The sequence below is a fragment of the Thioalkalivibrio sp. AKL10 genome, assembly GCF_000381845.1.
GTDB classification, from domain to species: domain Bacteria; phylum Pseudomonadota; class Gammaproteobacteria; order Ectothiorhodospirales; family Ectothiorhodospiraceae; genus Thioalkalivibrio; species Thioalkalivibrio versutus.
Genome location: NZ_KB907144.1, coordinates 321,466 through 347,462 on the forward strand (window position 1 = coordinate 321,466; position 25,997 = coordinate 347,462).

General features: G+C 67.6%; 25 protein-coding genes. 11 read left to right on the plus strand and 14 right to left on the minus strand.

The features are described 5' to 3' along the window. Window positions 1-285: 285 nt before the first annotated feature. Complete coding sequence (locus tag G333_RS0110220) at window positions 286-993, plus strand: MarC family protein (RefSeq protein WP_019628406.1); 708 nt, start codon at window positions 286-288, stop codon at window positions 991-993. 13 nt (window positions 994-1,006) lie between these two features. Here the strand turns inward: G333_RS0110220 and G333_RS0110225 are convergent, their stop codons facing one another. Beyond that, window positions 1,007-1,777, minus strand: coding sequence for an HAD family hydrolase (locus G333_RS0110225; protein ID WP_018169416.1), 771 nt, complete (start codon window positions 1,775-1,777; stop codon window positions 1,007-1,009). Between the two features lie 168 nt (window positions 1,778-1,945). On the opposite strand from G333_RS0110225, the gene dksA reads away from it, so the two are divergent. From dksA to thpR, 6 genes are all read left to right on the plus strand, one after another. Beyond that, window positions 1,946-2,398, plus strand: coding sequence for an RNA polymerase-binding protein DksA (gene dksA, locus G333_RS0110230; protein ID WP_018146088.1), 453 nt, complete (start codon window positions 1,946-1,948; stop codon window positions 2,396-2,398). A gap of 13 nt (window positions 2,399-2,411) precedes the next feature. Continuing rightward, window positions 2,412-3,359: a tRNA glutamyl-Q(34) synthetase GluQRS gene (gene gluQRS / locus G333_RS0110235; protein WP_019628407.1), complete on the plus strand. Its 948-nt coding sequence runs from the start codon at window positions 2,412-2,414 to the stop codon at window positions 3,357-3,359. A 92-nt stretch (window positions 3,360-3,451) separates the two neighbouring features. Then, entirely contained in the window at window positions 3,452-3,625 is a 174-nt protein-coding gene (locus G333_RS15185) for a hypothetical protein (RefSeq protein WP_019628408.1), read from the plus strand. Beyond that, window positions 3,615-6,542, plus strand: coding sequence for an ATP-binding protein (locus G333_RS0110245; RefSeq protein ID WP_019628409.1), 2,928 nt, complete (start codon window positions 3,615-3,617; stop codon window positions 6,540-6,542). Before G333_RS15185 ends, G333_RS0110245 begins: the two co-directional genes overlap by 11 nt. Beyond that, window positions 6,539-7,900 (plus strand): sigma-54 dependent transcriptional regulator, encoded by a 1,362-nt coding sequence (locus G333_RS0110250; RefSeq protein ID WP_019628410.1) that lies wholly within the window; start codon window positions 6,539-6,541, stop codon window positions 7,898-7,900. Before G333_RS0110245 ends, G333_RS0110250 begins: the two co-directional genes overlap by 4 nt. 4 nt (window positions 7,901-7,904) lie before the next feature. Next, on the plus strand, window positions 7,905-8,426 hold the full coding sequence (thpR, locus tag G333_RS0110255) for an RNA 2',3'-cyclic phosphodiesterase (RefSeq protein ID WP_026340946.1): 522 nt from the start codon (window positions 7,905-7,907) through the stop codon (window positions 8,424-8,426). Window positions 8,427-8,471: 45 nt separating this feature from the next. On the opposite strand, the gene G333_RS15190 is transcribed toward thpR, so the two are convergent. The 3 genes from G333_RS15190 to G333_RS0110270 all read right to left on the minus strand — a co-directional run bounded on the left by G333_RS15190 (window position 8,472) and on the right by G333_RS0110270 (window position 10,408). Further along, the gene (locus tag G333_RS15190; protein ID WP_019628412.1) at window positions 8,472-9,014 is read right to left on the minus strand and encodes a hypothetical protein; all 543 of its coding nucleotides are present in this window, start codon (window positions 9,012-9,014) and stop codon (window positions 8,472-8,474) included. Window positions 9,015-9,165: 151 nt separating this feature from the next. Further along, complete coding sequence (locus G333_RS0110265; RefSeq protein ID WP_018169410.1) at window positions 9,166-9,456, minus strand: hypothetical protein; 291 nt, start codon at window positions 9,454-9,456, stop codon at window positions 9,166-9,168. 4 nt (window positions 9,457-9,460) lie between these two features. Further along, a complete protein-coding gene (locus tag G333_RS0110270; protein ID WP_018169409.1) occupies window positions 9,461-10,408 on the minus strand; it encodes a sodium-dependent bicarbonate transport family permease in 948 nt (315 codons plus the stop codon). Window positions 10,409-10,720: 312 nt separating this feature from the next. On the opposite strand from G333_RS0110270, the gene G333_RS0110275 reads away from it, so the two are divergent. Then, a complete protein-coding gene (locus G333_RS0110275) occupies window positions 10,721-11,299 on the plus strand; it encodes an NAD(P)H-dependent oxidoreductase (protein WP_018146097.1) in 579 nt (192 codons plus the stop codon). Window positions 11,300-11,344: 45 nt separating this feature from the next. Then, window positions 11,345-12,592 (plus strand): cytosine permease, encoded by a 1,248-nt coding sequence (codB, locus tag G333_RS0110280; RefSeq protein ID WP_026340947.1) that lies wholly within the window; start codon window positions 11,345-11,347, stop codon window positions 12,590-12,592. Between the two features lie 470 nt (window positions 12,593-13,062). On the opposite strand, the gene G333_RS0110285 is transcribed toward codB, so the two are convergent. From G333_RS0110285 to G333_RS0110330, 10 genes are all read right to left on the minus strand, one after another. Further along, a complete protein-coding gene (locus G333_RS0110285) occupies window positions 13,063-13,584 on the minus strand; it encodes a phosphatidylglycerophosphatase A (RefSeq protein WP_018146099.1) in 522 nt (173 codons plus the stop codon). A 13-nt stretch (window positions 13,585-13,597) separates the two neighbouring features. Beyond that, the gene (gene thiL, locus G333_RS0110290; RefSeq protein ID WP_019628414.1) at window positions 13,598-14,590 is read right to left on the minus strand and encodes a thiamine-phosphate kinase; all 993 of its coding nucleotides are present in this window, start codon (window positions 14,588-14,590) and stop codon (window positions 13,598-13,600) included. 25 nt (window positions 14,591-14,615) lie between these two features. Continuing rightward, window positions 14,616-15,152 carry a transcription antitermination factor NusB gene (gene nusB, locus G333_RS0110295; protein ID WP_019628415.1) on the minus strand — a complete coding sequence of 179 codons (537 nt, stop codon included), beginning with the start codon at window positions 15,150-15,152 and terminating at the stop codon, window positions 14,616-14,618. Window positions 15,153-15,200: 48 nt separating this feature from the next. After that, entirely contained in the window at window positions 15,201-15,680 is a 480-nt protein-coding gene (gene ribE / locus G333_RS0110300; protein ID WP_018169400.1) for a 6,7-dimethyl-8-ribityllumazine synthase, read from the minus strand. A 77-nt stretch (window positions 15,681-15,757) separates the two neighbouring features. Further along, window positions 15,758-16,864 (minus strand): bifunctional 3,4-dihydroxy-2-butanone-4-phosphate synthase/GTP cyclohydrolase II, encoded by a 1,107-nt coding sequence (gene ribBA, locus G333_RS0110305; RefSeq protein ID WP_019628416.1) that lies wholly within the window; start codon window positions 16,862-16,864, stop codon window positions 15,758-15,760. A 24-nt stretch (window positions 16,865-16,888) separates the two neighbouring features. Next, entirely contained in the window at window positions 16,889-17,572 is a 684-nt protein-coding gene (locus G333_RS0110310; RefSeq protein WP_019628417.1) for a riboflavin synthase, read from the minus strand. A gap of 360 nt (window positions 17,573-17,932) precedes the next feature. After that, complete coding sequence (ribD, locus tag G333_RS0110315) at window positions 17,933-19,108, minus strand: bifunctional diaminohydroxyphosphoribosylaminopyrimidine deaminase/5-amino-6-(5-phosphoribosylamino)uracil reductase RibD (RefSeq protein WP_019628418.1); 1,176 nt, start codon at window positions 19,106-19,108, stop codon at window positions 17,933-17,935. Then, entirely contained in the window at window positions 19,108-19,689 is a 582-nt protein-coding gene (gene nrdR / locus G333_RS0110320) for a transcriptional regulator NrdR (protein ID WP_018176383.1), read from the minus strand. Before nrdR ends, ribD begins: the two co-directional genes overlap by 1 nt. A gap of 33 nt (window positions 19,690-19,722) precedes the next feature. Beyond that, on the minus strand, window positions 19,723-20,982 hold the full coding sequence (gene glyA, locus G333_RS0110325) for a serine hydroxymethyltransferase (protein WP_018146107.1): 1,260 nt from the start codon (window positions 20,980-20,982) through the stop codon (window positions 19,723-19,725). A gap of 280 nt (window positions 20,983-21,262) precedes the next feature. Beyond that, window positions 21,263-22,057 (minus strand): transglutaminase family protein, encoded by a 795-nt coding sequence (locus G333_RS0110330; protein ID WP_018146108.1) that lies wholly within the window; start codon window positions 22,055-22,057, stop codon window positions 21,263-21,265. A gap of 147 nt (window positions 22,058-22,204) precedes the next feature. Here G333_RS0110330 and G333_RS0110335 point away from each other — a divergent pair, with 147 nt between their 5' ends. Together G333_RS0110335 and G333_RS0110340 are read left to right on the plus strand one after the other, a co-directional pair. After that, the gene (locus tag G333_RS0110335) at window positions 22,205-23,212 is read left to right on the plus strand and encodes a TAXI family TRAP transporter solute-binding subunit (protein WP_019628420.1); all 1,008 of its coding nucleotides are present in this window, start codon (window positions 22,205-22,207) and stop codon (window positions 23,210-23,212) included. Continuing rightward, entirely contained in the window at window positions 23,205-25,988 is a 2,784-nt protein-coding gene (locus G333_RS0110340; RefSeq protein ID WP_018951179.1) for a TRAP transporter permease, read from the plus strand. Before G333_RS0110335 ends, G333_RS0110340 begins: the two co-directional genes overlap by 8 nt. Window positions 25,989-25,997 lie beyond the last annotated feature (9 nt).

Genomic DNA, 25,997 nt, shown 5'->3' on the forward strand with positions numbered 1-25,997 from the left:
AGGAACGAAGCGACGTGGCGGTCCCCCTCTGAAACCACCGGATTCCGACGGCGTGCGGCATTCCAGAGATTGCCACGGCCCCTCCGGGGCCTCGCAATGACGGGTAGTCGTATGGGTCATTGCGAGGAGCGCACCGACGCGGCCATCCGTCCGGAAGACCCATGGGACTCGGGGACTTGGCGAACGATCGCCACGGGCCCTGGCAATGACGGTGTGCGGAACGATCTCGGTGGCACCCCCACGGAGGCCCTCGCAACGACACCCCATTCTGCCTAAGCTAGAGCCATGCTCGTATTGCTCGAATACCTGATCGTCACTTTCCTCGCGGTATTCGTCATCGTGAATCCACTGACGACCGCGTTCATCTTCACCGCAATGCTGCCGCGCGCCTCCGAGGAGAAGCGCCGCTCCACCGCCCTGCGCTCGGTCAAGGTCGCCACATCGCTGCTGTTCGCCTTTGCACTGCTGGGCGGGGTGATCTTCCAGCTGTTCGGGATCACGCTGGCGGCGTTCCGCATCGCCGGCGGCATCATCCTGTTCGGCATCGCGATCGGCATGATCCGGCAGAAGGCCGCCAGCGAGCGCGAAACCGCCGAGGAGGTGAAGGCCGACAAGGGGCAGGTGACCGAGGACATCTCGGTCATCCCGCTGGCCATCCCGTTCATGAGCGGGCCCGGGGCGATTGCAACGGTCATGATCCTGACCAGCGAGGCCCCCACCATCTATCACCTGGTCCTCGTGTTCCTGGCGGTGCTGGCCTGCATGGTCGCGTGCTACTACGCGATGATCCATTCGCGCTATCTGGTGAAATTCCTCGGGGATACCGGCAAGGACATCCTGACCAAGGTGTTCGGTCTGATTCTCGCGGTCCTGGCCGTGCAGTTCGTGATCAACGGGGTCAGCGACGCCGCCGTCGGCTTCCTGCTGGATACCCAGATGCTCGACGGGGCCGAGATCGAGGACCCGCGCCTGCCGCCGCGCGAAAACGATTGAGCCGGCGCGCTGGCTATCCCTTCGCCCCGGAGACCCAGGCGCGCAGGGTCGCGATATCCACCACCGAGCCTTCCAGTGCCGGACCGGCCAGGACCGTCGCGGGCTGATCCGCCTCACCGAACCCGTCCAGCACGGCCAAGGCGCCATCAAACGCCTGCTCGCGGGTGTAGTCGTTCGTCGTGACCACGACCTCCAGCCCCGCCCCGCGGGCGGAACGCACGCCGTTGTCGGAGTCCTCCAGGGCCAGGCAGGCCTCCGCCGGCAGGTTCATCGCCTCCAATGCATGGGTAAAGATATCCGGAGCCGGCTTCTTGGCCGGCACGATGTCGCCGGCGGAGATCACCTCGAAGCGGTACGGGCCCTCGCTTCCGAGCGTGGCCTCCAGCAGGGCCGTGACGTTCTCGGGTGTGGTGGTCGTGGCGATCGCCAGGCGCAGACCCTCGGCCTCCGCCTCGTCCAGCAGCCGCCGCACCCCCGGCCGCAGCGGGATCGCGCCGGTCTCAAGCAGGGCCACGTAGTGCCGCGTCTTGGCCGCATGCAGCTCGCGAATACGCGCATCGATCCCCGGCTCGTTCAGGACCTCGGGATGGTCCTCGGACAGATACTGGCGGATGCGTTCCTTGCCGCCGGTCACGCGCAGCAACTCGCCGTAGCGCGCGATGCTCCAGTCCCAGTCCAGGCCCGCATCCGCGAACGCCTTGTTGAAGGCGACGCGGTGACCGTCGCGTTCAGTGTCCGCCAATGTGCCGTCCACATCGAAAATCAGCGCCTGCAATTCCGTCATCCCGTTATTTCCGCCTTTTCCCGTATCTCGCTGAAAAACCGGCCGCGAGCCCGCACATTCCCGGCATCCAGCCGAGACCAGGCACCAACAGTCATGGCACGGGACTTGCCCGGCCCGCCCGACTCTGGTACTAAGTGCGCCTCATTTTTCCAGCCGGAGAAAGCCCGCATGGCTGCTGACGAAAAGACCGACAAGCCCTCCACCCAGCACATGGTCGCCGGGGGCATTGCGCCCTACGAGCCGAAGCCGGACGAAGATTACATGAATCCGGATCAGCTCGAGCATTTCCGCAGCCTGCTGCGGGCATGGCGCCAGGAGCTGGCCGAGGAAGTCGATCGCACCGTGGGGCACATGCGCCAGGACGCGTCCAACTTTGCCGATCCGGCCGACCGCGCCACCCAGGAAGAGGAGTTCGGCCTGGAACTGCGCTCCCGCGACCGCGAACGCAAGCTGTCGAAGAAGATCAACGAGGCGCTGCGCAAGATCGACACCCACGATTACGGCTACTGCGAGACCTGCGGCGTGGAGATCGGCATTCGCCGCCTGGAGGCCCGCCCGACGGCCACCATGTGCATCGACTGCAAGCAGCTCGACGAGATCAAGGAAAAGCAGCGCGCCTGATCCCGGCCGGGCCGTGACGGTCACGCCCGAACGGATTACCCGGGCCGACCGCTATGTCGGCCGGTTTGCCCCTACCCCTTCCGGCCCGCTGCACGCGGGCTCCCTGCTGGCCGCCGTCATCTCCTGGCTCGATGCCCGGAGTACCGACGGCCGCTGGCATCTGCGAATCGACGATATCGACGCCCCCCGGGTTCACCCGGGGGCGGCCGATGCCATTTTCCATGCCCTCGAGGCCTTCGCCCTGGTCTGGGATGGCCCCGTCACGTGGCAAAGCCAACGCGGTCCCGCCTATCAGCGCGCCCTGGACACCCTGTTGACGTCGAACCTGGCTTTCCCCTGCGGCTGTACCCGCAAGGACCTGGCCGCGCGCGGCCGGCCGGGCTGGGAAGGGCCGGTCTATGCAGGGACCTGTCGCCACGGCCTGCCGCCCGGACGCGAGCCAAGGGCCGTGCGTGCCCGGGCGACCACCCGCTACTGGACGATCGCGGATCGCTTTCTGGGTACGGTCGCCTTCGATCTGGAGGCACTCGGAAGCGACTTCGTGATCCGCCGGGCGGATGGCATCGTCGCCTACCAGCTCGCCACCGTGGTGGACGACCTGGACCTGGGCGTAACCCGCGTGGTGCGCGGGATCGACCTGCTCGGCTCCACCCCGCGCCAGATGCAGCTCTACGAGGCGCTGGGCGCCACTCCACCGGCCTATGCCCACCACCCGGTGCTTGTCGCGCCCGGCGGCGACAAGCTGGCCAAGGCCACCGGAGCCGAGGGCATCCACGCGGATACCGCCCGGCGGCAGCTGGCCGACACCCTGACGGTGATCGGCCTGGCCCCGGGCGACGCCCAGGCACCCGACGCACCGGAGGCCCAGCTGGCCGAAGCCCTGAAGCGCCTGCAGGGACACACCCTCGGCGACCACCTGCCATTGCCGGCGGCACTGCCCGGGGCCGCGCGCGCGGTGTAGACTCGCCGCATGCTCTCCACCCGCGCGCCAACCCGGACGGCCCCGCAGGATCGCTCGCCCGCGCACCGCAAGGTGCTTGCGAGCGGCTGACGATGGACGCCCCTCGCGCCATCCTGATCGCCCTGCTGGGCGCATTGCTGTTTCTGAGCCCGCTGGTCCTCTGGGTTGCCTACCTGAGTCCTGCCTGGTGGTGGCCCTTCACGGCCTGGGCGCTGTTCGTCGTAGCCATCGCGACACTGAGCCGGAGCGGGCGCCGTGACCCTTAGCCTGGGTCTGATCTACGCGGTCGGGGTGGCCTACCTCGCCCTGCTATTCGGCATAGCGTTCCTGGCCGACCGCGTCCCACGAGTGGGCCGGCTGGCGGCCAATGGCTGGGTGTTCAGCCTGTCGCTCGGGGTATACGCAACGTCCTGGACCTTCTACGGCAACCTTGGTTTCCTCGCCGACCAGGGCTACCTGTACCTGACCATCTACCTCGGCGTGACCCTGGCCTTCGCCGCCACCCCCTGGCTGCTGCGTCCCCTCCTGCGCCTGACCCGCGAACAGCAGCTGACCTCGCTGGCCGACCTGTTCGCCTTTCGCTACCGCAGCCGCTTCACCGGGCCCGTGGTCGCCCTGTTCATGCTCGCCGGGGTACTCCCGTACATCGCGCTACAGATCAAGGCCGTGGCCGAGTCCGCCGCGGTGCTGACCGCGGAGACCCCACCGCATCTGCTCGCCCTGACCTTCAGCGGCACCATCGCGCTGTTCGCGATCCTGTTCGGCGCCCGCCACATCGCCCCGCGCGAAAAGCACGCCGGTCTGGTGCTGGCCATCGCCTTCGAGTCCATCGTCAAGCTGCTCGCCATCCTCGTGATTGCCGCCGTGGCGCTGTACGCCGTGTTCGGCGGCCTCGGCGGGCTGAACGACTGGCTGGCCGCCCATCCCGAAGCGGTCGATGCGCTGTACGAGCCGGTGCGCCAGGGCGGCTGGTTCGCGATGATGATCCTGGCCTTCGCGGCCGCCTTCCTGCTGCCACGCCAGTTCCACATGCTGTTCACCGAGAACATCAACCCGCAAGCACTGAACACCGCGGCCTGGGCCTTCCCCGCATTCCTGCTGCTGCTGAACCTGCCGATGCCGGTACTCTACTGGGCCGGGGAGGCGGCCGGGCTGGGCATCTCGCCCAACTATTACGCCATCGGCATCGCCGGGCTGCTGGAGTCGCCCAGCCTCGCCCTGCTGGTCTTCATCGGTGGGTTGTCCGCTGCCAGTGCGATGATGATCGTGACCACCCTGGCGCTCGCCCATATGGGCACCAACTACCTCTCGCCACTGACCCGACTGCACGAAGAGGAGCGCAGCGCCAACCTCTACACCCGCCTGCTTTGGGGGCGGCGCATCTGGATCGTGTTCATCATCGGGCTCGGCTATGCCTTCTACGGCCTGCTGCAGGTCGTCGAGGGCCTGGCGCAGCTGGGTCTGATCTCGTTTGCCGCGGTGGCGCAACTTCTGCCGGGCCTGATCGGCCTGATGCTGTGGAAACAGGCGACCCGGGTGGGATTTCTCTTGGGCCTGGGGGCCGGGATTGCCGGCTGGGCGTTCACCCTCGTCATGCCATTGCTGTCGGATGCCGGGATCGCGACGGCCCTGCCCGACCCACAACGCCTCTTGCGCGCGGAGATGCTGGACCCGTGGACCTTCGCGCTAATGCTAAGCCTGGGCGTCAACGCGGTCCTGTTCGTCGTCGGCTCGCTGCTGACCCGGCCGAACCCCGAGGAGGCCGAGGCCGGCCGGGCCTGCTGCCCCAACGAATCCACCGCCACCGGAGCGGGCCTGCCACTGGCGGGCGACGTCACCGAGATGGAGACTGCACTTGCGGCCACCCTGGGCCCGGGCACGGCGCGCCACGAGGTCCAGCGCGCCCTGGATGATCTCGGCCTGCCCCGCCATACGCGTTCACGCGGCGATCTGCGCCACCTCCGCGAACGGATCGAGCGCAATCTCTCCGGCCTGCTGGGGCCGGTACTGGCGCGCATGATCGTCGACCAGCACCTGCGCCTGGATGCCGCCGGGCGCCACACCCTGAGCGAAAGCCTGCGGCGGATCGAGGAACAGCTGGAGACCCGCCCCTTGCCGCTGTCCGGCCTGGCGGCCGAGCTGGACGCCCTGCGCCGCTTTCATCGCCAGATCCTGCACGAGCTCCCGCTGGGGGTAGCCAGCCTCACCAATACCGGCGAGATCACCGGCTGGAACCAGGCCCTGGCGCAGCTCACGCAGGTCGCCACGGAAGACGCCGTGGGCCAGAACATCGGTCAGCTCGACAGCCCCTGGAGCGGCCTGCTGACCGCCTTCCTGGAGAGCCCGGACCGCCAGTGGTACAAGCTGAACGTGGATCTGCCCAACGGCAACCGCCGCCTGAACCTGCACCGCTCCGAACTGCAGGATGCCCAGGGTCAGGTGGAAGGCCGCGTGGTCCTGATCGAGGACGTGACCGAACGCGCCCAGCTCGAGTCCGAGATCGCCCACGGCGATCGCCTGGCCTCCATCGGCCGCTTTGCCGCCGGGGTCGCGCACGAGATCGGCAATCCACTGACCGGTATCGCCTCGCTGGCGCAGACCCTGCCCCTCGAGGACGATCCGCAGGAGATCCACGGCATCGCCGACGACATCCTCGCCCAGACACGGCGCATCAACGCCATCGTCCAGTCGCTGATCACCTTCGCCCACGCCGACGAAGGCCCATCGGCCGGACACTTCGAGACCATCGCACTGGACGAGCTCGTGGCCGAGGCCATCCGCCTGATGCGCCTGGCCGGGCGCAACGACCTGCAATTCACGACCTCGGGTCTCGCGGGGCTGCACGTCCGCGGCTCGCATGCCACGTTGTTGCAGGTGTTCATCAACCTGCTGACCAACGCCGAGCAGGCCTCGCCCGAAGACGCCACCGTCGCCATCGCGGCCCGAGTCCATGGACGGCATGTTCAGGTCACCATCGACGACGCCGGCCCCGGAATCGACGCATCCAGCCTGGAACGGCTGTTCGAGCCGTTCTTCACCACCAAGCCGGCCGGCCAGGGCACCGGCCTGGGGCTGCCAGTGGCCTACAGCATCGTGCGCGACCACGGTGGTACCCTGATGGCCGCCAACCGCCCCGAGGGCGGTGCTCGATTCCTGCTGACTCTGCCACGCGACGACTCATGACCCGCATCCTGCTCGTTGACGACGAAGCCCCGATCCGCCGCGCCGTGCGGCGGTTCCTGGAGCATCACGGCTTCGAGGTCGGCGTGGCCGAAAACCTGGCCGAGGCGCGGGCGCTCGCAGCCGCCGATCCCTACGATCTGCAACTGGTGGATCTGCGCCTGCCGGATGGCGAGGGCATCGAGCTGCTGCCGGAGTTCACCCGCACGCCCACGGTCATCATGACCAGCTATGCGTCGGTGCCCTCCGCGGTCAACGCGATGAAGGAAGGCGCCGCCGACTACATCGCCAAGCCTTTCGACCACGACGCCCTGCTGCTGACCCTGCGCGCCGCCCTGCGCGAGCGCGCCGAGCGCGACCGCCCCAACACCGAACCCGACGACGAGGGAACCGATTCCGCTCCGCGCCCCGGACTGGGCCTCATCGGCGAGAGCCAGGCCATGCAGCAATTGCGTGATCAGATCCGGCGTGTGGCCATGACCCACTCCACGGTATTGCTGCGCGGCGAGTCCGGTACCGGCAAGGAGCTCGCCGCGCGCGCCCTGCACGAGCTGAGCCCGCGCGCCAGCGGCCCGTTCGTCGCGGTCAATTGCGCCACCATCCCCGAGGGTCTGGTCGAGGCCGAGCTGTTCGGTCATGCCCAGGGTGCCTACACCGGTGCGGTCAAGGCGCGCACCGGCCTGATCCAGAGCGCGCACGGCGGCACGCTGTTTCTGGACGAGATCGGCGAACTGGCACCCGCGGCCCAGGCCCGCCTGCTACGGGTCCTCCAGGATGGCGAGCTCCGCCCGGTCGGGTCCAACGAGAACCTGAAGGTGGATGTACGCCTGCTGGCGGCCACCCACCGCGACCTCGAGGCCATGATCGAGGAACAGGCCTTTCGTGCCGATCTCTACTACCGCCTGCGGGTCCTGGAATTGTCCATCCCGCCCCTGCGCGAAAGGCGCGAGGACATCATCCCCCTGGCACGGCATTTCCTCGAGGCACTGGCCGGTTCGGGGCCAGTGCCACAACTGTCACACGCGGCACGCCAGGCACTGGAGTCGCAAGACTGGCCCGGCAACGTGCGCGAGCTGGCGAATGCCCTGGAACGCGGGTGGGTACTGAGCCCGGATGGCTGCATCGAAGCGGACCACATGGGACTCTCGACGGGCACTCCGGCCCGGGACGACGAGATCCCCAACCCCGCGTTTCCGACCCGCAAGGGCAAGGGCTCGAGCCTGAACGAGTATTTCCGGAACTTCGTGCAGGAAAACCAGGGCAGCATGACCGAGACCGAGCTGGCCCGGGCCCTCGGCATCAGCCGCAAGACCCTGTGGGAACGCCGTCAGCGTGAGAATCTCCCCCGCCCGCGCGGCTGAATCGGTGGCCGCATCCCCCGCAGCCCGGCGGGTCTTTCTGGCCCTGTGGCCCGACGACCCCACACGCGCCACACTAGCCCGCCTCGGCCAGGCACTCGACGGCCCCGGCCGACCGGTCCCGCGCGATCACCTGCACCTGACGCTGGCCTTCGCCGGAACGATCCCGGTCGGACAGGCCGACTGTCTGGCCGGGCGCATCACGGAACTCGCCTGCGCGCCGATCGACCTGACGCTGGACCATCTGGGTCACTTCACCGGGCCGCGCATCACCTGGGCCGGTCCCGCCGCGCCGCCCGCCGCACTGGCCGACCTCGCCGAGCAGGCACATGCCCTGTGCAACGACTGCGGTATCGATCTCGGTCCGCCGCGTCCCTTCCGACCCCACGTGTCCCTGCGACGCCACGCCGCGCCGCCTGACACCGAACGCATCGAACCGCCCCTGCGCTGGCTGGCGGACACGATTGCGCTGATCGAGTCGGGAAAAGACGGCCATCCCGGGCCCTACCGCATCCTCGCCCGGACCTGACCAGCCCGCCCGCGCGGCAGGCCAGCGGCGGCCGCGAGAGTCGGATCAATCGAGGGGCGGAAGGTTATCCGTTGCCGAAGGGTCGGCTGGCTGGGCGGGGTCTGCCGGATCGGCTGGCTGGGTTCCGGTACCCGGTCGCGTCGGTGTTCCCTCGCCCAGCGGCGGTGCATCCTCGCCCCGGGGCTGGCGCTGCTGTCCCAGCGGGGGCGCATCCTGGGGCTGCCCCTGCCCTTGAGGTTGACCCTGTCCCTGGGGCGGAGTCGGCGCTCCGCTTTGCCCCGGTGCCGGCTGGCCACCGCGCTCCATCTGCCCGGGAGCTTGTTGCCCCTGCCTGCGCTGGCCGGGCTGCTCCGGCGGCTGCCCCTGAGGCATGCCCTGCCCACGCTCCTGACCCTGGCCGCGCGGCATGCCGCCCTGGCCCGGGACCTGCTGACCACCGGCCGGCGGGGCACCCTGTTCGGCGGGCGGCATACCCTGGCCCATTCCGCCCTGTGGGTCCCCATGTTGCGGGGCCTGCGCGTATGCCGAACCGGCGGCAAACAGTGTACCCAGCGCGATGGCCAGGGCCGTGCTACGAAATCTCGTCATTGGGAGCCTCCTGCGGGCTGTAACGCCGTTCATTCAGGCCCCCTTGATAGCAGCCAGACCCCGCGCCCCCCAAGGGTGACAGTCGAGTTCCCGGAAATTCCGCGAAACACTTCACTCCATGGAAACTCGATTCCCCGGACCCGGTGCGTCCCTAATTCTTCAACGCCACCGGGACGGTGAACATCAACAAACCATAGTCCGCCTCGTACTGTTCCTTGAACCGGGCTGCGATGCGATCGCACAACTCGGCCGAAGCCACCACCTCGACCTTGATATTGCCACCCTGGCGCCAGTTGCCCCGACGCTTGCCATGCCGGCCCCAGCCGCGCGCGTCAGTCACCGTGTAGCCGGCCGCACCCATGCCGCGCACCTCGTCGATCAGCATCTCCTCCAGGATCGCCTCGGCCACCACCGTCAGCAGATGCATGTCATCGGATTCCATCGCGCTAGCCTCCCAGCGAATAAAGGGTCTGGGCCATCCAGAAATAGAGCGGCACACCCAGGAAGATATTGAACGGGAACGTGACCCCAAGCGACGCGCCAATCGAAAGCGCCGGATTGGCCTGGGGCACCGCGATACGCATGGCCGCCGGTGCGGCGATGTAGGAGGCACTCGCATAGAGGGTCGCCAGCAACAGCGTACCGCCCATCGACATGCCCAGCGCATACCCCAGCAGCGTACCCAGCACGGCCGAGACGATCGGCATCACGATCGCGAAGGTCACAAGGAAGAAGCCGTACTGGCGCACGTCGGCGATGCGACTGGAGGCGACCAGCCCCATCTCCAGCAGGAACAGCGCCAGCACGCCCTTGAACAGGTCGAAGAACATCGGCTCCAGCGGCTCGATGTGCACGGGACCCGCGATGAAACCGATCACCAGGCCGCCGGCCAGCAGGAAGATACTCTTGCCGAAAAACACCTCGTGCATGGTCTTGCCCCAGCGCGTCGGGCCCTTGCTGCCCATGCGCGCCAGCAGAATGCCGATGATCAGGGCCGGCATCTCCAGCAGCACCAGGAAGACCACCATGTGACCTTCGTAATCGATCCCGCGCGAAGCCAGCAGGGCCACGGCGACCGAGAAGGTCACCACCGAGACCGAGCCATAGTGCGCCGCGATCGAGGCCGAGTCCGCCCGCGGCATGCGCCCCACCCAGCGCAGAACCGGGAACGCGATCAGCGGGATCAACGAACCTACCGCCAGCACCGCCAACCCCGGCAGCAGCAAGGGCAACAGCTCGCTCTCGGCCAGCTTGACCCCGCCCATCAGGCCAATCGCCAGCAACAGATAGATCGAAAGCGCCTCGTAGATCGCCATCGGGATCTTCAGATCCGACTTGGCGAGGCCCGCAATGGCGCCCAGCAGGAAGAACAGTACAACCGGATCGAATGCCATCTCGCCTCCGTGTGCTGAAGCCGCAATGCGCTGCAACTCGCACCCTAATCATAGGCGAGACCCGCCCGGCAGAAAACCATTGCGTGACAACAAGCCCCGTCATCTAATCTAGCCCGGATGTTTCATGAATTCGCGTGATGATCGCGCAGGATATTGGCCGCACAGGGGATTTTCCGAAGGAGTGGCGTATGGGCGATACGGCCGACTGAGGGAAATTCCCTGTGCGGCCAAGAGACAAGTGAGGGCGCGTGCAATTCATGAAATATCCGGGCTAGGCTTGAAGAGAAGTCTTCCCGCCACGAGGACAGCTGCATGACGCGCATCCTTATCCTTCAGGGCCACCCCGACCCGGCCGAAGGCCACCTTGACCACGCGCTGGCCGATGCCTACCGCGAAGGGGCCGAGAAGGCCGGCGTCGCGGTGGACACCCTGACGATTGCCCACCGCGACTTTCCATTGCTGAAGAACCAGGCCGAGTTTGTCGACGAGACCGTTCCGCCCGCGATCCTCGAGGCGCAGGAACTGATCGAGGTCGCCCACCACATCGTCCTGATCTATCCCCTCTGGCTGGGCGATATGCCGGCCCTGGTCAAGGGCTTCCTCGAACAGACCCTGCGCCCGGCATTCGTCGGCGATGGCGACATGAACCGCCTGCGCCACACGCGCCTCAAGGGCCGTTCGGTACGCATCGTGGTCACCATGGGCATGCCGGCGCTGGCCTACCGCTGGTTCTATGGGGCCCACAGCCTCAAGAGCCTGGAACGCAACATCTTCCGCTTCTGCGGCTTCGGCCCGATCCGCCACACCCTGATCGGGCAGAACGGCGGTGATGCCGCCGCCCGCGAACGCTGGCTGAAGAAGATGCGCGAGCTCGGACACGCGGCACGGTAACCCTGTGGCCGGTACACTCGTGCGGTCTTCCGACCGGCCGTGCGCGTGAATCACAACGACCACCCCCTGAGCGAAGTACCGGACCATGCCCGCAAGGGCTTCTGGTCCATGGCCGTGGTGCTGTTCGGGTTCACCTTCTTCACCTCGACCCTGTGGGCCGGCGGGTCGCTGGGCCTGGCCTTCAGCTTCGGCGAGCTGATGCTGGTGATCGCACTGGGCAACCTGCTACTGGGGACCTACGCGGCCACGCTCGCCTACATCGGCTGCAAGAGCGGACTGCACACGGTCCTGATGGGGCGTTTCTGCTTCGGGGAATGGGGCAGCAAACTCTCCGACGTCATCCTCGCGTTCACCCAGATCGGCTGGTACGCCTGGGGCACGGCCACCGTCGCGATCATCCTGGTCGAGACCACCGCACTGCCGGAACCAATGGAAGTCGGGCTGATGGTGCTGTTCGGGTTCGCCTTCTGCATCACCGCGATGATCGGCTATCGCGGTCTCGACTGGCTCTCCCGCGTCGCGGTACCGGTCATGCTCCTGTTCATCCTGTTCACGCTATTCATCGGGATCGGCGACGCCGGCGGCCCCGGGGGCCTGCTTGGTCAGGACCCGCGCACGGAGATGGATTTCCACGCCGCCCTCACCATCGTGATCGGCACCTTTGTTGGCGGTGCAACCCTCGCCACCAACTGGACCCGCTTCGCCCGCACCCCGCGCATTGCGGTCATCGCGACCCTGGCGGCCTTCGTGCTGGGAAACGGACTAATGGTCCTGACCGGCGCGCTCGGTGCCCTGATCTACCACGAGGCCGACATCGTCCACGTCATGCTGGCCCAGGGTTTCGTGACGATCACGGTACTGATGCTCCTGCTGAACATCTGGAGCACCCAGGACAACACCATCTACAACTTCGGCGTGGCCGGCTGCAATCTGCTGCGCACCCAGCGCCGGCGGCTGGTCACCGTGCTCGGGGCCGCGATCGGCACGGCCCTCGCGGTCGCCGGGATGCGTGACTATCTGGTGCCGTTCCTGATCCTGCTGGGGACCTTCATCCCGCCGCTCGGCGGCGTGATCGTCGCCGACTTCTGGCTGCGCCATCGCGGGCAATACCCCCGCCTGGACAAGGCTCGCCTACCCGGCTTCCACTGGCCCGGTCTGCTGGCGTACGCGGCAGGATCCGCCGCGGCGTACTACGCACCCGTGGTACCTCCTCTGCTGGGCGTCATAGTGGCAACGGCTGCCTATGCCCTCCTGATGGCTCCCGCCTCACCCGCCGCGTGGCGCCCGCGCTAGGGAAGTGCGGATTAGAGCCTGATCAAAGCCCTGGCAGGTTCGGTGCCGGTGGCGTCGGCAGTTTCGGAGGGTCGGACGGGTCCGGCAGCGGCGGATCGTCAGGAGTCGGCGCCGAGGATGAACCGGGCGCCCGCGGGAGATCCAGGCGCTGATCGGGGCGCGAGTCGCCGCGCCGCTGCCCCGGCGGGGTCCCACCATGCCCGGGCGGCCAATTGCCCGCCGCGGGCGTGTCGCCACTGGCGCCCGGAGACCCGGGCGGCGGCCCGCCCGACGGCTGAGCCTGCGCGCCACCGAACGCCAGAACGGCGCCCATGACCGCAACCTGCGTCAGGGAACGAAAGAGGGACTGCATGCCATTCACTCCTTGCGTTGTTGCCTGCCCCTGAGGCGGCCGCGCGTGCCCATGGTTCCCGGCAGCATGTGACTCTGCCAAGTCCATCACGTCCAGGGAAACACGGTTCAGCGTCTCCCTAAGCCTCGACCACCAGCTGTTGGAACAGCCCACCCAGGATCACCAGCGCGAAGCCGGCGTACAGGCCCGCCACCACGTCGTCCATCATGATCCCGTGGCCGTCGTGCCACTTTTCATCAAAGTAGTTCGCCGGCCAGGGCTTGAGGATGTCGAACACCCGGAACAGCAGGAAGCCGACGACCACCCACATCAGCCCCGCCGGGGCAAACGCCAGCGTGATGAGCATGCCGGCCCATTCGTCCCAGACGATGCCGGGATGATCGTGCACTCCCAGCTTGCGCGCACTTTCGCCACAGATGTGGAAGCCGGCCATCACCACGACCACGGTGATCGCAAGGTAGGCCCACTCCGGGAAATTCATGATCGCGAAGTACAGCACCAGTGCACCCAGCGAGCCGGTGGTGCCCGGTGCCCAGCGCGACAGGCCACTGCCGAAGCCGAACGCCAACAGGTGAATGGGATCGCCGAACACGGTCTTCACCGATGGCATCTTCGGATTACGGATCTTCTGCTCCGACATGGCTCCCCTGTCCCTATTCTTTATCCGTGTGCGCGAAATGATCGTGGCCCGCCCGCGCCACGTCCAGCCGTTGCCCGTTTGCGTCCTCCACCACCACACCCGCACCCTCAGTGCACTCGCCGATCACAGTCAGCGGGACGTCCACGCTGAACGCGAGCAGGTCCAGCGACTCCCCCGGCGGGAGGGCGAACAGCAGCTCGTAGTCCTCGCCACCACTCAGTGCGCAGGCGCGAGCCTGCTGCTCGGACACCTCCGCCAGCAGCGGGTCGCGCGGGACGCTGGGCCAGTCGACTCGCGCACCGCAACCCGAGGCGGCACACAGATGGCCCAGGTCCGCCAGCAGGCCGTCGGAGATATCGATGGCGGCCCGTGCGCGGTTGCGCAGACCACGGCCCAGACTCAGACGCGCCGCGGGCCAGAACAGCCGGGCGCAGGCGGGGCTCGAGGCGTCTACGGGACTCCCCTCTGCACGCCGCTGCGTCTCGTGGGCCAAACCGCAGGCCGCTCCGCCCAGCGCACCGGAAACCACCAGGCGATCGCCAGGCCGTGCACCGTCGCGGCGCAGGGCCTGGCCGACGGGCACCTCGCCCAGGACCGTCACGCTGATCGCCAGCGGACCCCGGTTGGTATCCCCGCCCACCAGCGGGATCCCGACCTCCTCGGCCAGGGTCAGAAAGCCGTGGCTGAAGCCCGCCAGCCAGTCATGATCCACACGCGGCAGGGTCAGCGACAGCACCGCGCCCAACGGCTCGGCCCCCATCGCGGCCAGGTCACTGAGATTGGAGGCCAGGGCCTTGTGGCCCACGCTGGCCGGCGGGTGATCAGGAAAGAAGTGGGTGCCCTCGACCAGCGTGTCGACGGTCACGGCCAGCTCGTGGCCACTACGCACGGCCAGCAGGGCGGCATCGTCTCCGATGCCCAGACGCACGCCATCGGCAACCGCGCCTGCGCTCGGCGTGCCGAAATAACGCTGGATCAGATCGAATTCGGAATCGGGGCCGGCCATGGCCGTAGTGCTGACCCGCCCGGGGTCAGCGCGGGGTGGAGCGCTCGGGGCCGCGCAGGTCGGCGGAGAGCCGGTCCAGCACGCCGTTGATGTAGCGATGCGACTGCTCGGCACCATAGCGCTTGGCCAGATCGACGGCCTCGTTGATCACTACGCGGTAGGGCACCTCCATGCGTTCGGCCAACTCCCATTGGCCCAACCACAGCAGGGCGTGCTCCACCGGATCGAGCTGATCCAGCGGGCGGCCGAGGTACGGCTCCATGCGGGCATCCAGGGCCTCGCGGTCAGCGGTCACGCCGATCAGGAGTTCGCGGAAGTACTCGGCATCCGCCTTGGCGTGTTCCTCGTCGTCGCGGAACTCGGCCAGGATGTCCTTCGGGTGGGCGCCCGTGATCTGCCAGGAATAAAGCGCCTGCATCGCGCGCCGGCGCGCGAAGGAACGCGCATGCCGTGCCCGCTGCTCGGGCGTGCTGCGCGGGCGCCGGGCCCGAGCGGACTTGCCGGCATCGGCATCCTTGCGCGGGGCACTACCTTCGGGGCGGGGATCAGAGGGTTCAGTCACGACAAGCCTGTTCGGGTGGACGGATAACACTGGGTAGGCAGTGCGGAATCAGCCGCGCAGCTGGCGCATCAGGCTGACCATCTCGATCGCGCCCATGGCGGCATCGGCGCCCTTGTTGCCGGCCTTGGTGCCGGCGCGCTCGATCGCCTGCTCGATGGAGTCGGTGGTCAGCACACCGAAGCTGATCGGCAGGTCCTCCGCCATCTGCACCTGCGCCAGGCCCTTGGCCGCCTCGCCCGCGACGTAATCGAAATGCGGCGTCGAACCACGGATCACGCAACCCAGGGCGATCACGCCATCGTACTGCCCGGAACGCGCCATGGCCTGCGCCGCCAGCGGCAGCTCATAGGCACCCGGCACACGGGCGATGGTCAGGTTCGTCTCCTGCACCCCGTGACGCTTCAGGGTATCCACGGCCCCTTCCAGCAGGCGTTCGACGATCAGGCTGTTGAAGCGCGCCAGCAGCAGGCCATAGCGATGGTCGGCGGCGTCGGTGAATACGCCTTCCAGGGTCTTGATCTCGGACATGATGAACTTCCGGTTGGGCTGGTGAAGGACCCGCGGGCCCCGTTTTCGAATGGCGCTAGTGTAGCACCGCCGTCGGTCTACTCGTGGACGTAGTCCACCACCTCCAGGCCGAAGCCCCCGAGGCCGTGGAAGCGCTTCGGCGCGGACATCAGCTTCATGCGCCCGACGCCGCAGTCGGCAAGAATCTGTGCGCCGATCCCGTACATGCGCCATTCGGCGGAGTTCTCGCGCCCGCTGCGTTCCTCCGGCGCGGGCTGACCGATATTCTCCAGCCGCTGGGCCAGGGCGTTGCCACTCTCGTGCTTGCGCAGCACCACCACCACACCCGCACCCGCCTCGTCGATCCGGCGCAGGGCATCATCCAGCGGCCAGCCACGATCCGGACCGGCATAGCCGAGGGTATCGCACAACGTGCTCTCCAGATGCACGCGCACCAGGGTGTCCTGGTCCGGCTTCGGCTCGCCACGCACCAGGGCAAAATGCAGTTCGTGGTCCACTTCGTCCTCGAACGCCAGCAGGCGAAACTGGCCATGCTCGGTCGGGAACGGACGCTCGGACACCCGCCGGACCGTCTTCTCGTTCTCGATGCGGTAGCGGATCAAATCCTCGATGGTGCCCATCTTCAGGTCATGCTCGGCGCAGAAGCGTTCGAGATCCGAACGCCGCGCCATGCTGCCGTCCTCGTTCAGGATCTCGACGATCACCGCGGCCGGCTCGGCCCCGGCCAGGCGCGCGAGATCACAGCCGGCTTCGGTATGCCCGGCCCGCACGATCACCCCGCCCGGCTGCGCCATCAGCGGGAACACGTGGCCCGGCTGGACGATGTCCTCGGGCGTCGCATTGGGCGCCACGGCGGTGCGGATGGTGTGCGCGCGATCGTAGGCGGAGATGCCGGTAGTCACACCCTCGGCCGCCTCGATCGACAGCGTGAAGTTGGTGCCGTGCACGTCGTTGGTGTCGGTCACCATCAACGGCAGCGCCAGCTGCTTGCAGCGCTCGCGGGTCAGCGTCAGGCAGATCAGCCCCCGGCCGTACTTGGCCATGAAGTTGATGTCTTCCGGGCGCGCGTGCGAGGCGAGCATCAGCAGATCGCCTTCGTTCTCGCGATCCTCGTCATCGACGATGACCACCATGCGTCCGGCCTGAAGCTCTTCCAGGATGGTTTCGGTATTGGAAAATTCCATAGATTCCTGCTTTCGGCCGCGCAGTTAGTCGCGCGAACCGGAGTGATTGGGAAAGCCCTGCTCGGCCAGCCAGGCCTCGGACAAATCGCCCGCCTGGGTACCCGGCTCGGCCGCTCGATCGCCCAGCATCAGGCGTTCCAGATAGCGGGCGATCAGGTCCACCTCCAGGTTGACCGGCGTGCCCACTGCGTACACGGCAAACCGGGTCAGTGACCAGGTGTGCGGGATGATGTTCACCTCGAACTCGGCGCCGTCCACCCGGTTCACCGTCAGGCTGGTGCCGTCGATGGTGATCGAGCCCTTGGCCGCGATGTAGCGGGCCAGCGGGGCCGGCGCGCGAAAACGCACGCGGGTGGAACGCGCATCGGGCTCCATCGCCACGACTTCGCCTACACCGTCGACATGCCCGGACACCATGTGCCCGCCCAGGCGATCACCCAGCGCCAGCGCGCGTTCGAGATTCACCCGATCCCCCTGACCGAGATGGCCCAGCGTGGTGACATCCAGCGACTCCCGCGAGACATCGGCGGCAAAGCCATTGCCCGGCAGATCGGTCACCGTCAGGCAGACCCCATTGACCGCGATCGAATCCCCCAGGCGGGTATCCGACAGGTCCATCCCGGTCGCATTGACGTGCAAGCGCACATCGCCCCCGCTGGGGGTGAGGCGCTCCAGGCTGCCAAGGGTCTCGATGATTCCGGTAAACATGGATGTCCACTCGTTCGGTCGGGTCCGGAGCACAATGCCGGGCCACAGGCGCCCCATCATAGGGAAACGCTAATGAATTCGCACCACGACCCGGGCGTTTATAGTGGCAACGCCGGTCCTCGCAAGTCCTTCAAGGGCCATCACGAAGCCCACGAAGCCACGAAGCAGGTCAATGGCGATTGCAGATCGGAAGGCGCTTAGAACGAAGCCGAACAGGGGCCCTATGGTTTATCCAGCGCCGAGGCGTTGGATTGCCGCGCCTCGAGCTCCGTCATCCTCCCCGTCTTCCTGTCGATCGCTCTTGCGACTTGCCCTGCCCGCTCTTCCTGTCGTCGTGCGCTTCGTGATGCAAACAAGCCCTTAGGAACGCGGACGGGCAAGCAGGCGCAGGGTATCGCCGACCCAGCGGGTGTCGACGACTTCGAGTTCGGCGCGTTCGGCCATGCGGGCCAGTGGCCACTCCACCAGGGGACGGGCGCTGGAGCCCATCAACAACGGCGCCTGGTAGATCAGCCACTCGTCGACCCAGCCACCGCGGGCGAGCGCACCGGCCAGGCCGGGTCCGGATTCCACGTGGAGCTCGTTGACCTCTGCCCGTCCCAGCTCCGTAAGCACCGCACCCAGATCAAGCCCGCCCTCGGCAGATTCCTCCGCCAGCGGCACGGCCCGCACCTCGGCACCCTTGCCGCGCAGGGCATCCGCCGCAGGCGAGCCCACCACATCGGGACTGGTGAGGATCCAGACCGGCCCGTCACGCAGGATCTGCGAGCCCGGGGGCGTGCGCAGGCGCGCATCGAGAATGACGCGCAGTGGCTGCCGGGTCGGCAGATCGTGATACCGCGAGTCATCCGGGAAGCCGGCGTGGGCAGCCAGATCAAACGGCTTCATGCGCACATTCAGGCGCGGGTCATCGCCGACCACGGTGCCACTGCCGGTGACGATCGCCCCGGCCCGCGCCCGCCACAGTTGCACGTCGCGCCGCGCCGCCTCGCCGGTAATCCACTGCGACTCGCCGGAGGCCATGGCCGTCCGCCCGTCCAGGCTCGCGGCCAGCTTGACCCGCACCCAGGGGCGCCCCTGCTCCATGCGCTGCACGAAGCCGGGGTTCAGCGCCCGTGCCTCGGCCTCCAGCACGCCGCTGTCGACCCGGATACCGGCCGCCTGCAAGGCATCGATCCCGCCCCCGCATACCTGTGGGTTCGGATCCAGCATCGCGATCACGACCCGCGCGACGCCCGCCCGGATCAACGCATCGGTACACGGCGGGGTGCGGCCCTGATGACTGCAGGGCTCCAGGGTCACGTAGGCGGTCGCGCCTTGCACGGCCTCACCGGCCGCTTGCAGCGCGTTCACCTCGGCATGCACCTCGCCGGCCTTCCAGTGCAGGCCCGCGCCTACCTCCCGGCCGTCGCGCACGATAACGCAGCCCACCCGCGGATTCGGATCCGCGGTGAAGCGGCCGTAATCCGCCAGTTTCAGGGCGCGCGCCATGTGCCGGCGGTCGGCAATGACCTGCTCGGTCGTCGGCGCTTCCATTACATCCCCTCCTGCGAGCCGCCGTCCGTCTCCGGGGTGGCCCGCCCGTCCGCCGCGGATTCCGGGGCGTTTCCGGTCGCCTCCTCGTCGATCAGGCGCATCTGCGAACGGCGCATCTCCGGGCTGAGGTCATCCTCCAGCCGTTCGATTGCCTCACGGAAGGACTGCACACTGGCGAAGCTGAGATAGATAGAGGCAAAACGGATATAGGCCACATGGTCCAGCCCGTGCAAGGCTGCCAGCACCATTTCGCCGATGCGGTCGGACTTCACCTCGGGGGCCGTGACGGCCGAAAGCTGGCGCTTGATGTCGTCGATCACGCGCTCGACATCATCGGTCTTCACCGGGCGCTTGTGCAGTGCCCGGCGCAGACCGCTGCGCAGCTTTTCCTCGTCGAAGGCGACCCGTTCACCGGAACGCTTGACCACCCGCGGCAGGCTGAACTCCGCCCGCTCGAAGGTGGTAAAGCGCGCACCACAGGCACGGCACTGCCGCCGGCGCCGGATCTGTTCCTGCTCCGGGCCGGCCACCCGCGAATCGACCACGCGGGTGTCCTGATCATGACAGGACGGACAGCGCATCCCGGGCCCCGTCAGCCGGCCAACTGGCGGTGGTTATTCGCCGTGCCCGTACACCGGGAAGCGACGGCAGATCTCGAGGACCTTCTCGCGGGTCGCGTCGATCACCTGCTCGTTCTCGTGATCATCCAGCACGTCGGCGATCCAGCCGGCCAGCTCGCGGGACTCGGACTCGGTGAAGCCGCGAGTGGTCAGCGCGGCGGTGCCGATGCGAATGCCGGAGGTCACGAACGGGGACTGCGGATCGTTCGGAACGGCGTTCTTGTTGACCGTAATGTTGGCGCGGCCCAGCGCGGCATCCGCAGCCTTGCCGGTCATGCCCTTGGCGACCAGGCTCAGCAGGAACAGGTGGTTGTCGGTACCGCCGGAGACGATATCGAAGCCACGCTCCACCAGCACCTCGGCCATCGCGCGGGCGTTGGCGATCACCTGCTTCTGGTAGGTCTTGAACTCCGGCTCCAGGGCCTCCTTGAACGCTACCGCCTTGCCGGCGATCACGTGCATCAGCGGACCACCCTGGGTGCCCGGGAAGATCAGCGACTGGAACTTCTTGTTCAGTTCCGGCTGCCCCTTGGAGATGATGAAGCCGCCACGCGGCCCGCGCAGGGACTTGTGCGTGGTGGAGGTGACCACATGGGCGTGGTCGATCGGGTTGGGGTACTCGCCGGCAGCGATCAGGCCGGAGACGTGGGCCATGTCGACCATCAGGTAGGCACCGACGCTATCCGCGATCTCGCGGAAGCGCTTCCAGTCGACCACGCGCGAATAGGCGGAGAAGCCGGCGACGATCATCTTCGGCTGGTTCTCGGTGGCCAGGCGCTGGACCTCGTCGTAGTCGATCAGGCCCTCGTCGGTGATGCCGTACTGCACCGCGTTGTAGATCTTGCCGGAGAAGTTCGGCTTGGCACCGTGGGTCAGGTGGCCACCGGCGTCCAGGCTCATGCCCAGGACGGTGTCATGCGGCTGCAGCAGGGCCATGTACACCGCGGCGTTGGCCTGGGAGCCGGAATGCGGCTGCACGTTGGCGTAGTCGGCGCCGTAGAGCTGCTTCAGGCGATCGATGGCCAGCTGCTCAACCACGTCGACGTGCTCGCAACCGCCATAGTAGCGCTTGCCCGGGTAGCCCTCGGCGTACTTGTTGGTCAGCACCGAACCCTGCGCTTCCATCACGCGCGGGCTGGTGTAGTTTTCCGACGCGATCAGCTCGATGTGCTCTTCCTGACGCTGCGACTCGTCGCGGATGGCATTCCAGAGGTCGTCATCGTAGCCGTGGATACTCATGTCGATCGAAAACATTCGGGTCTCCCGTTCAAAGCGTTGGATTCAGCGGATTTCGGCGCGCCAGCTACTTGGGGCGCTGCCGCAAAAAGGCCGCCAATCATACGCCATCCGGCCCTTCTTTTCAGGCCGGGCGTCTCCCGACACGGCCGCTGCGGACCACCGAGCCCCCTTCCAAGACCGGTGTTTCGCAAGTCCGATCAGGCACTTTGATGCCCGGCCGCACCCCGGGAAGACCAGAGGCACAAACCCCTTCCGCTCATCCGGAAAACGGGCCGCGTGCGCTTGCTCCAACGCCTTAGTTCGGCCCTTCGATTCGACGGACGTCGACGTCGTGGCGGGTCGGGTATACCGGCAGGCCGAACTGGTTGTAGACCGCCACATCGGCCGCATCACGGCCATAGCCTACGACCACGTAGCCACCCCGCAACTCGGCCTGGGTCGCATCAAAGGTGTACCAGCGCCCCCCGACGAAGGCCTCGAACCAGGCATGCATGTCCATCGGCTGCAGGCCGTGCAGGTACCCGACCACCATGCGCGCCGGGATACTGAGACTGCGGCACAGTGCAATCCCGAGATGCGCCAGGTCGCGACACACCCCGCTCCCGCGCTGATTCACCTCCGCGGCCGAGATCGGGATATCGCTGGTCCCCGGGAGATATTCGATGCGCTCGCGCAGCCACTGCTCGATGGCCGCCACCTGGTCGTAACCCAGCCACTGGCCGGCAGTGATTTCGGTCGCCATCAGGTTGAAGCGATCCGATTCGCAAAATCGGCTCGGCAGGAGATAACTCAGTACGGCATCCGGCAGGGACTGCACCTCGACAAACGGTGCGCCCGGGGCCCGGTCGAGGGCCTCGGCCGTCTGCACCTCCGCCGCGGTATGGATGGAGAACGTCCCTGGCGGCGCGATCAGGCGCTGGCAGAGGTTGCCGTAGATGTCGACGAACTCGGACACCGGCGCCGTCGGCACCAGGCGATATTCCTCGCGCGCGACCCATTGCAGCGGGCCACTGCGCGGTCGCAGCATCAGCACAAACGGCGTGGGTTCGACGATCTCGAACTCGAAGTCACAACGGGTCTCGAGCCACATGAACGGGGCCTCTTGGGGTGAACCTCCTACACTACGCCCTGCCCGACGGCGGGGCTACACGTAGGTGGCCCTGGCAGCCGGCTGCGACCGTGTACATTGGCCCGCGATTCCCTACACTTCCGAAATCGCCTGTTCCCCGGAGCCCGTATGCGAGGACGACCCGACCAACGCACCGCGAGACGCCGCACCCGGCACCTGACCGTTGGGCTGCTTGCCCTCGGCCTGTTGCTGCTCGCACCCCTGGCCCAGGCGGAACAACGCTTCATCAACATCGGCACCGGCGGCGTCACCGGTGTGTACTACCCGGCCGGCCAGCACCTGTGCCGGCTGTTCAACACCCGCCGCGACAGCCACGGGATGCGCTGCACCGCGGAGAGCACGGGCGGTTCGGTATTCAACCTGAACATGGTGCGTTCCGGCGACATGGACTTCGGCGTGGCCCAGTCGGATCTCCAGTACCACGCCTATCATGGCAGCGGCCGCTTCGAGGCCTTCGGGCCCGCCGACCACCTGCGGGCGATGTTCAGCCTGCACCCCGAGCCACTGACCCTGGTGGTCCGCCCGGATGCGGACATCCAGGGCCTGGACGACCTGCCGGGCAAGCGGGTGAACATCGGCAATCCCGGCTCCGGCCAGCGCACCCTGATGGAAGAGCTGATGGCGAAGCTCGGCTGGGACCACGACACCTTCCGCCGCGTCGGCGAACTGCCCTCGCGCGAGCAGGCGCAGGCGCTGTGCGACAACCGGATCGACGCCTTCGTCTTCTCGGTCGGGCATCCGTCGGCTGCGATCCAGGAGCCCATCGCCACCTGCGACGCCCGCCTGGTGTCCATCGAGGGCCCGGCGATCGAGGAGCTGATCCGCTCGACGCCCTATTACCTCACGGCCGTGATCCCCGCCGATACCTACCCGGGGCAGGATCAGGACATCCGCACCTACGGCGTGGGCGCGACCCTGGTCACCTCGGACCGCACCTCGAACACGGCTGCCTACGAGCTGACCCGCGCCGTGTTCGACAACTTCGAGACCTTCCGCGGCCTGCACCCGGCGTTCAGCGGTCTCGAACGCGAGGGCATGGTGGACGAGGGCCTGTCCGCCCCCATGCACCCCGGCGCACAGCGCTATTTCCGCGAGGCAGGACTGATCGATGACTGAGACTCGACCCCAGGACCCAGCCGCCCCGGATGACCGCCAGGTCGCCGAACTGGAGACCGGCGGCCGCCACCCGGGCCGCGCCACCCGCAGCCTGATCTGGCTCACCGCCGTGGCCTGGTCGCTGTTCCAGATCTGGATCGCCTCGCCAATCGCAGACTGGGTCGACATCTTCGTCGTCTCCGAGACCGAGGCCCGCTCGATCCACCTGGCGTTCGCGATCTTCCTCGGCTATCTGCTGTTCCCGGCGGTCCGCGCCACCGCCCGCGGCAAGGGCTGGCAACACGCCATCGGCATCCTCTATGCCCTGGGTGGGCTGGCCCTGATCGCACTGGGGCTGTGGCAGTTCCTCGGCCTGGAACGCCTGGGCGAGGTCTACCTGGCGCTCGGCATCGCCCTGGTCGCCGTGGCCTGGCCGCTGCTGCGTGGGAACGACCCCGTGCATCGCGTGCCGCTGGGGGACTGGGTGTTCGCCGCGGTCGCGGCCTTCAGTGCCCTGTACCTCTACCTGTTCCACGAGGCCCTGGCGGCACGTCCCGGCGCCCCCACCGAGCTGGACCTGATCATGGCCGGGATCGGCCTGATCCTGCTGCTCGAGGCGACCCGCCGGGTGCTCGGCCCGGCGCTGACCATCATCGCCGCGATCTTCCTGTTCTATACCTTCGCCGGGCCGCTGATGCCGGACCTGATCGCCCATCGCGGCGCCAGCTACCCGCGCGCGATGGCTCAGCAATGGCTGTCCAACGAGGGGGTGTTCGGCATCGCGCTGGGGGTCTCCACCAGCTTCGTGTTCCTGTTCGTGCTGTTCGGCGCATTGCTGGAGCGCGCCGGGGCCGGTGACTACTTCATCCGCGTCGCCTTCGCCCTGCTCGGGCACCTGCGTGGCGGCCCGGCCAAGGCGGCGGTGCTGGCCTCCGGAATGACCGGCGTGGTCTCCGGCTCGTCGATCGCCAACGTGGTCACTACCGGCACCTTCACGGTTCCGCTGATGAAACGGGTCGGCTTCGCCCCGCACAAGGCCGGGGCCGTGGAGGTTGCCAGCTCGGTCAACGGGCAGCTGATGCCGCCCGTGATGGGCGCCGCCGCGTTCCTGATGGTCGAGTACGTCGGCATCCCCTATGTCGAGGTGCTCAAGCACGCCATCCTGCCGGCGCTGATCGCCTATATCGCGCTGATCTACATCGTCCACCTGGAGGCCTGCAAGAACGGCATGGAGGGCCTCCAGCGCGCCACCGTGACGACCTGGCGCGGGCGCCTGATCAGCTTCGCCCTGACCGTGGCCAGCCTGATTATCCTGGCGGGTGCGGTGTACTGGGGTCTGGGCTGGATCAAGATCGTCGCCGGGGATGCCGCGGCCTGGATCATCGCCGGCCTGTTGTTCGCCACCTACCTGGTACTGGTCTGGATCGTCGCGCGCGAGCCGGACCCGGAGGCCCTGGATACCGAACGCCCGCTGCCGCGGGTCGCCCCCACGGTCCTGAGCGGGCTGCACTACCTGCTGCCGCTGGTGGTGCTGGTCTGGGCGTTGGTGGTCGAACGCCTGTCGCCGGGGCTGGCGGCGTTCTGGGCGGTGGCATTCATGATCTTCATCGTGCTGACCCAGCGCCCGCTGGTGGCCCTGTTCCGGCGCCAGGGGCGTCTCCTGCAAGCCGCGTGGGTCGGGGTCTGGGAACTGTTCCAGGGCTTCGAGACCGGCGCGCGCAACATGATCGGTATCGGCCTGGCCACCGCCGCGGCCGGGATCATCGTCGGCACGGTCGCGATGACCGGCGTCGGGCTGGTGCTGACCGACCTGGTCGATACCCTGTCCGGCGGCAACCTGCTGCTGGTGCTGGTACTGACCGCAGTGATCAGCCTGGTCCTTGGCCTGGGCCTGCCGACCACCGCGAACTACATCATTGTGGCGACCCTGATGGCCCCGATCATCGTCGATCTGGGCGCGCAGCACGACATCCTGATCCCGCTGATCGCGGCCCACCTGTTCGTGTTCTATTTCGGCATCATGGCCGACGTGACGCCACCGGTGGGCCTGGCCTCTTTTGCCGGCGCGGCGATCGCCAAGGCCGACCCGATCCGCACCGGGATCCAGGCCTTCGCCTACAGCCTGCGCACCATCGCGTTGCCGTTCTTCTTCATCTTCAACAGCCAGTTGCTGTTGATCGGGGTGGACAACGTGTTCCAGCTGGCGCTGGTCTTCCTCGGCTCGCTGGCCGGCATCCTCGCCTTTACCGCGGCCACCCAGGGCTGGTTCCTGACCCGCAGCCGCTACTGGGAGTCCGCCGCGTTGATGGCAGTCGCCTTCGTGCTGCTGGTCCCGACCGTGCTGATGGACCGCATCGCGGCTCCCTATCAGCACCAGCCGGCGGAGACCCTGCTCGAGGTCGTCGAGACCATCCCGGACCGCGACTCGCTGCGCCTGGAGGCCACCGGCATCGACCTGGAGGGCCGCGAGATCACCCGCACGGTGATGTTCCCCCTGGGCGACCCCGACCTGGCCCCGCGCGAGCGTCTGGCCGACGCCGGGCTGGACGTCCGCTTCGACCCGGACGACCAGAAGGCACAGATCCAGACGGTCGCTTTCGGCAGCCCGGCCGGCCGAGTAGGGTTGGAGGGTGGCTGGACCATCACCGGCGTGCTGGTGCCGACCGAGCGCCCCAGCCCATACTGGTTCTACCTTCCGGCCCTGGCGCTGGGACTGCTGGTAGTCTGGAATCAGCGCCGACGCGCGGAACCGCCGGGGCGCGGCCCTTCCGCCGACACCCCCGCCCTTTCGGCGTAACCACGAACC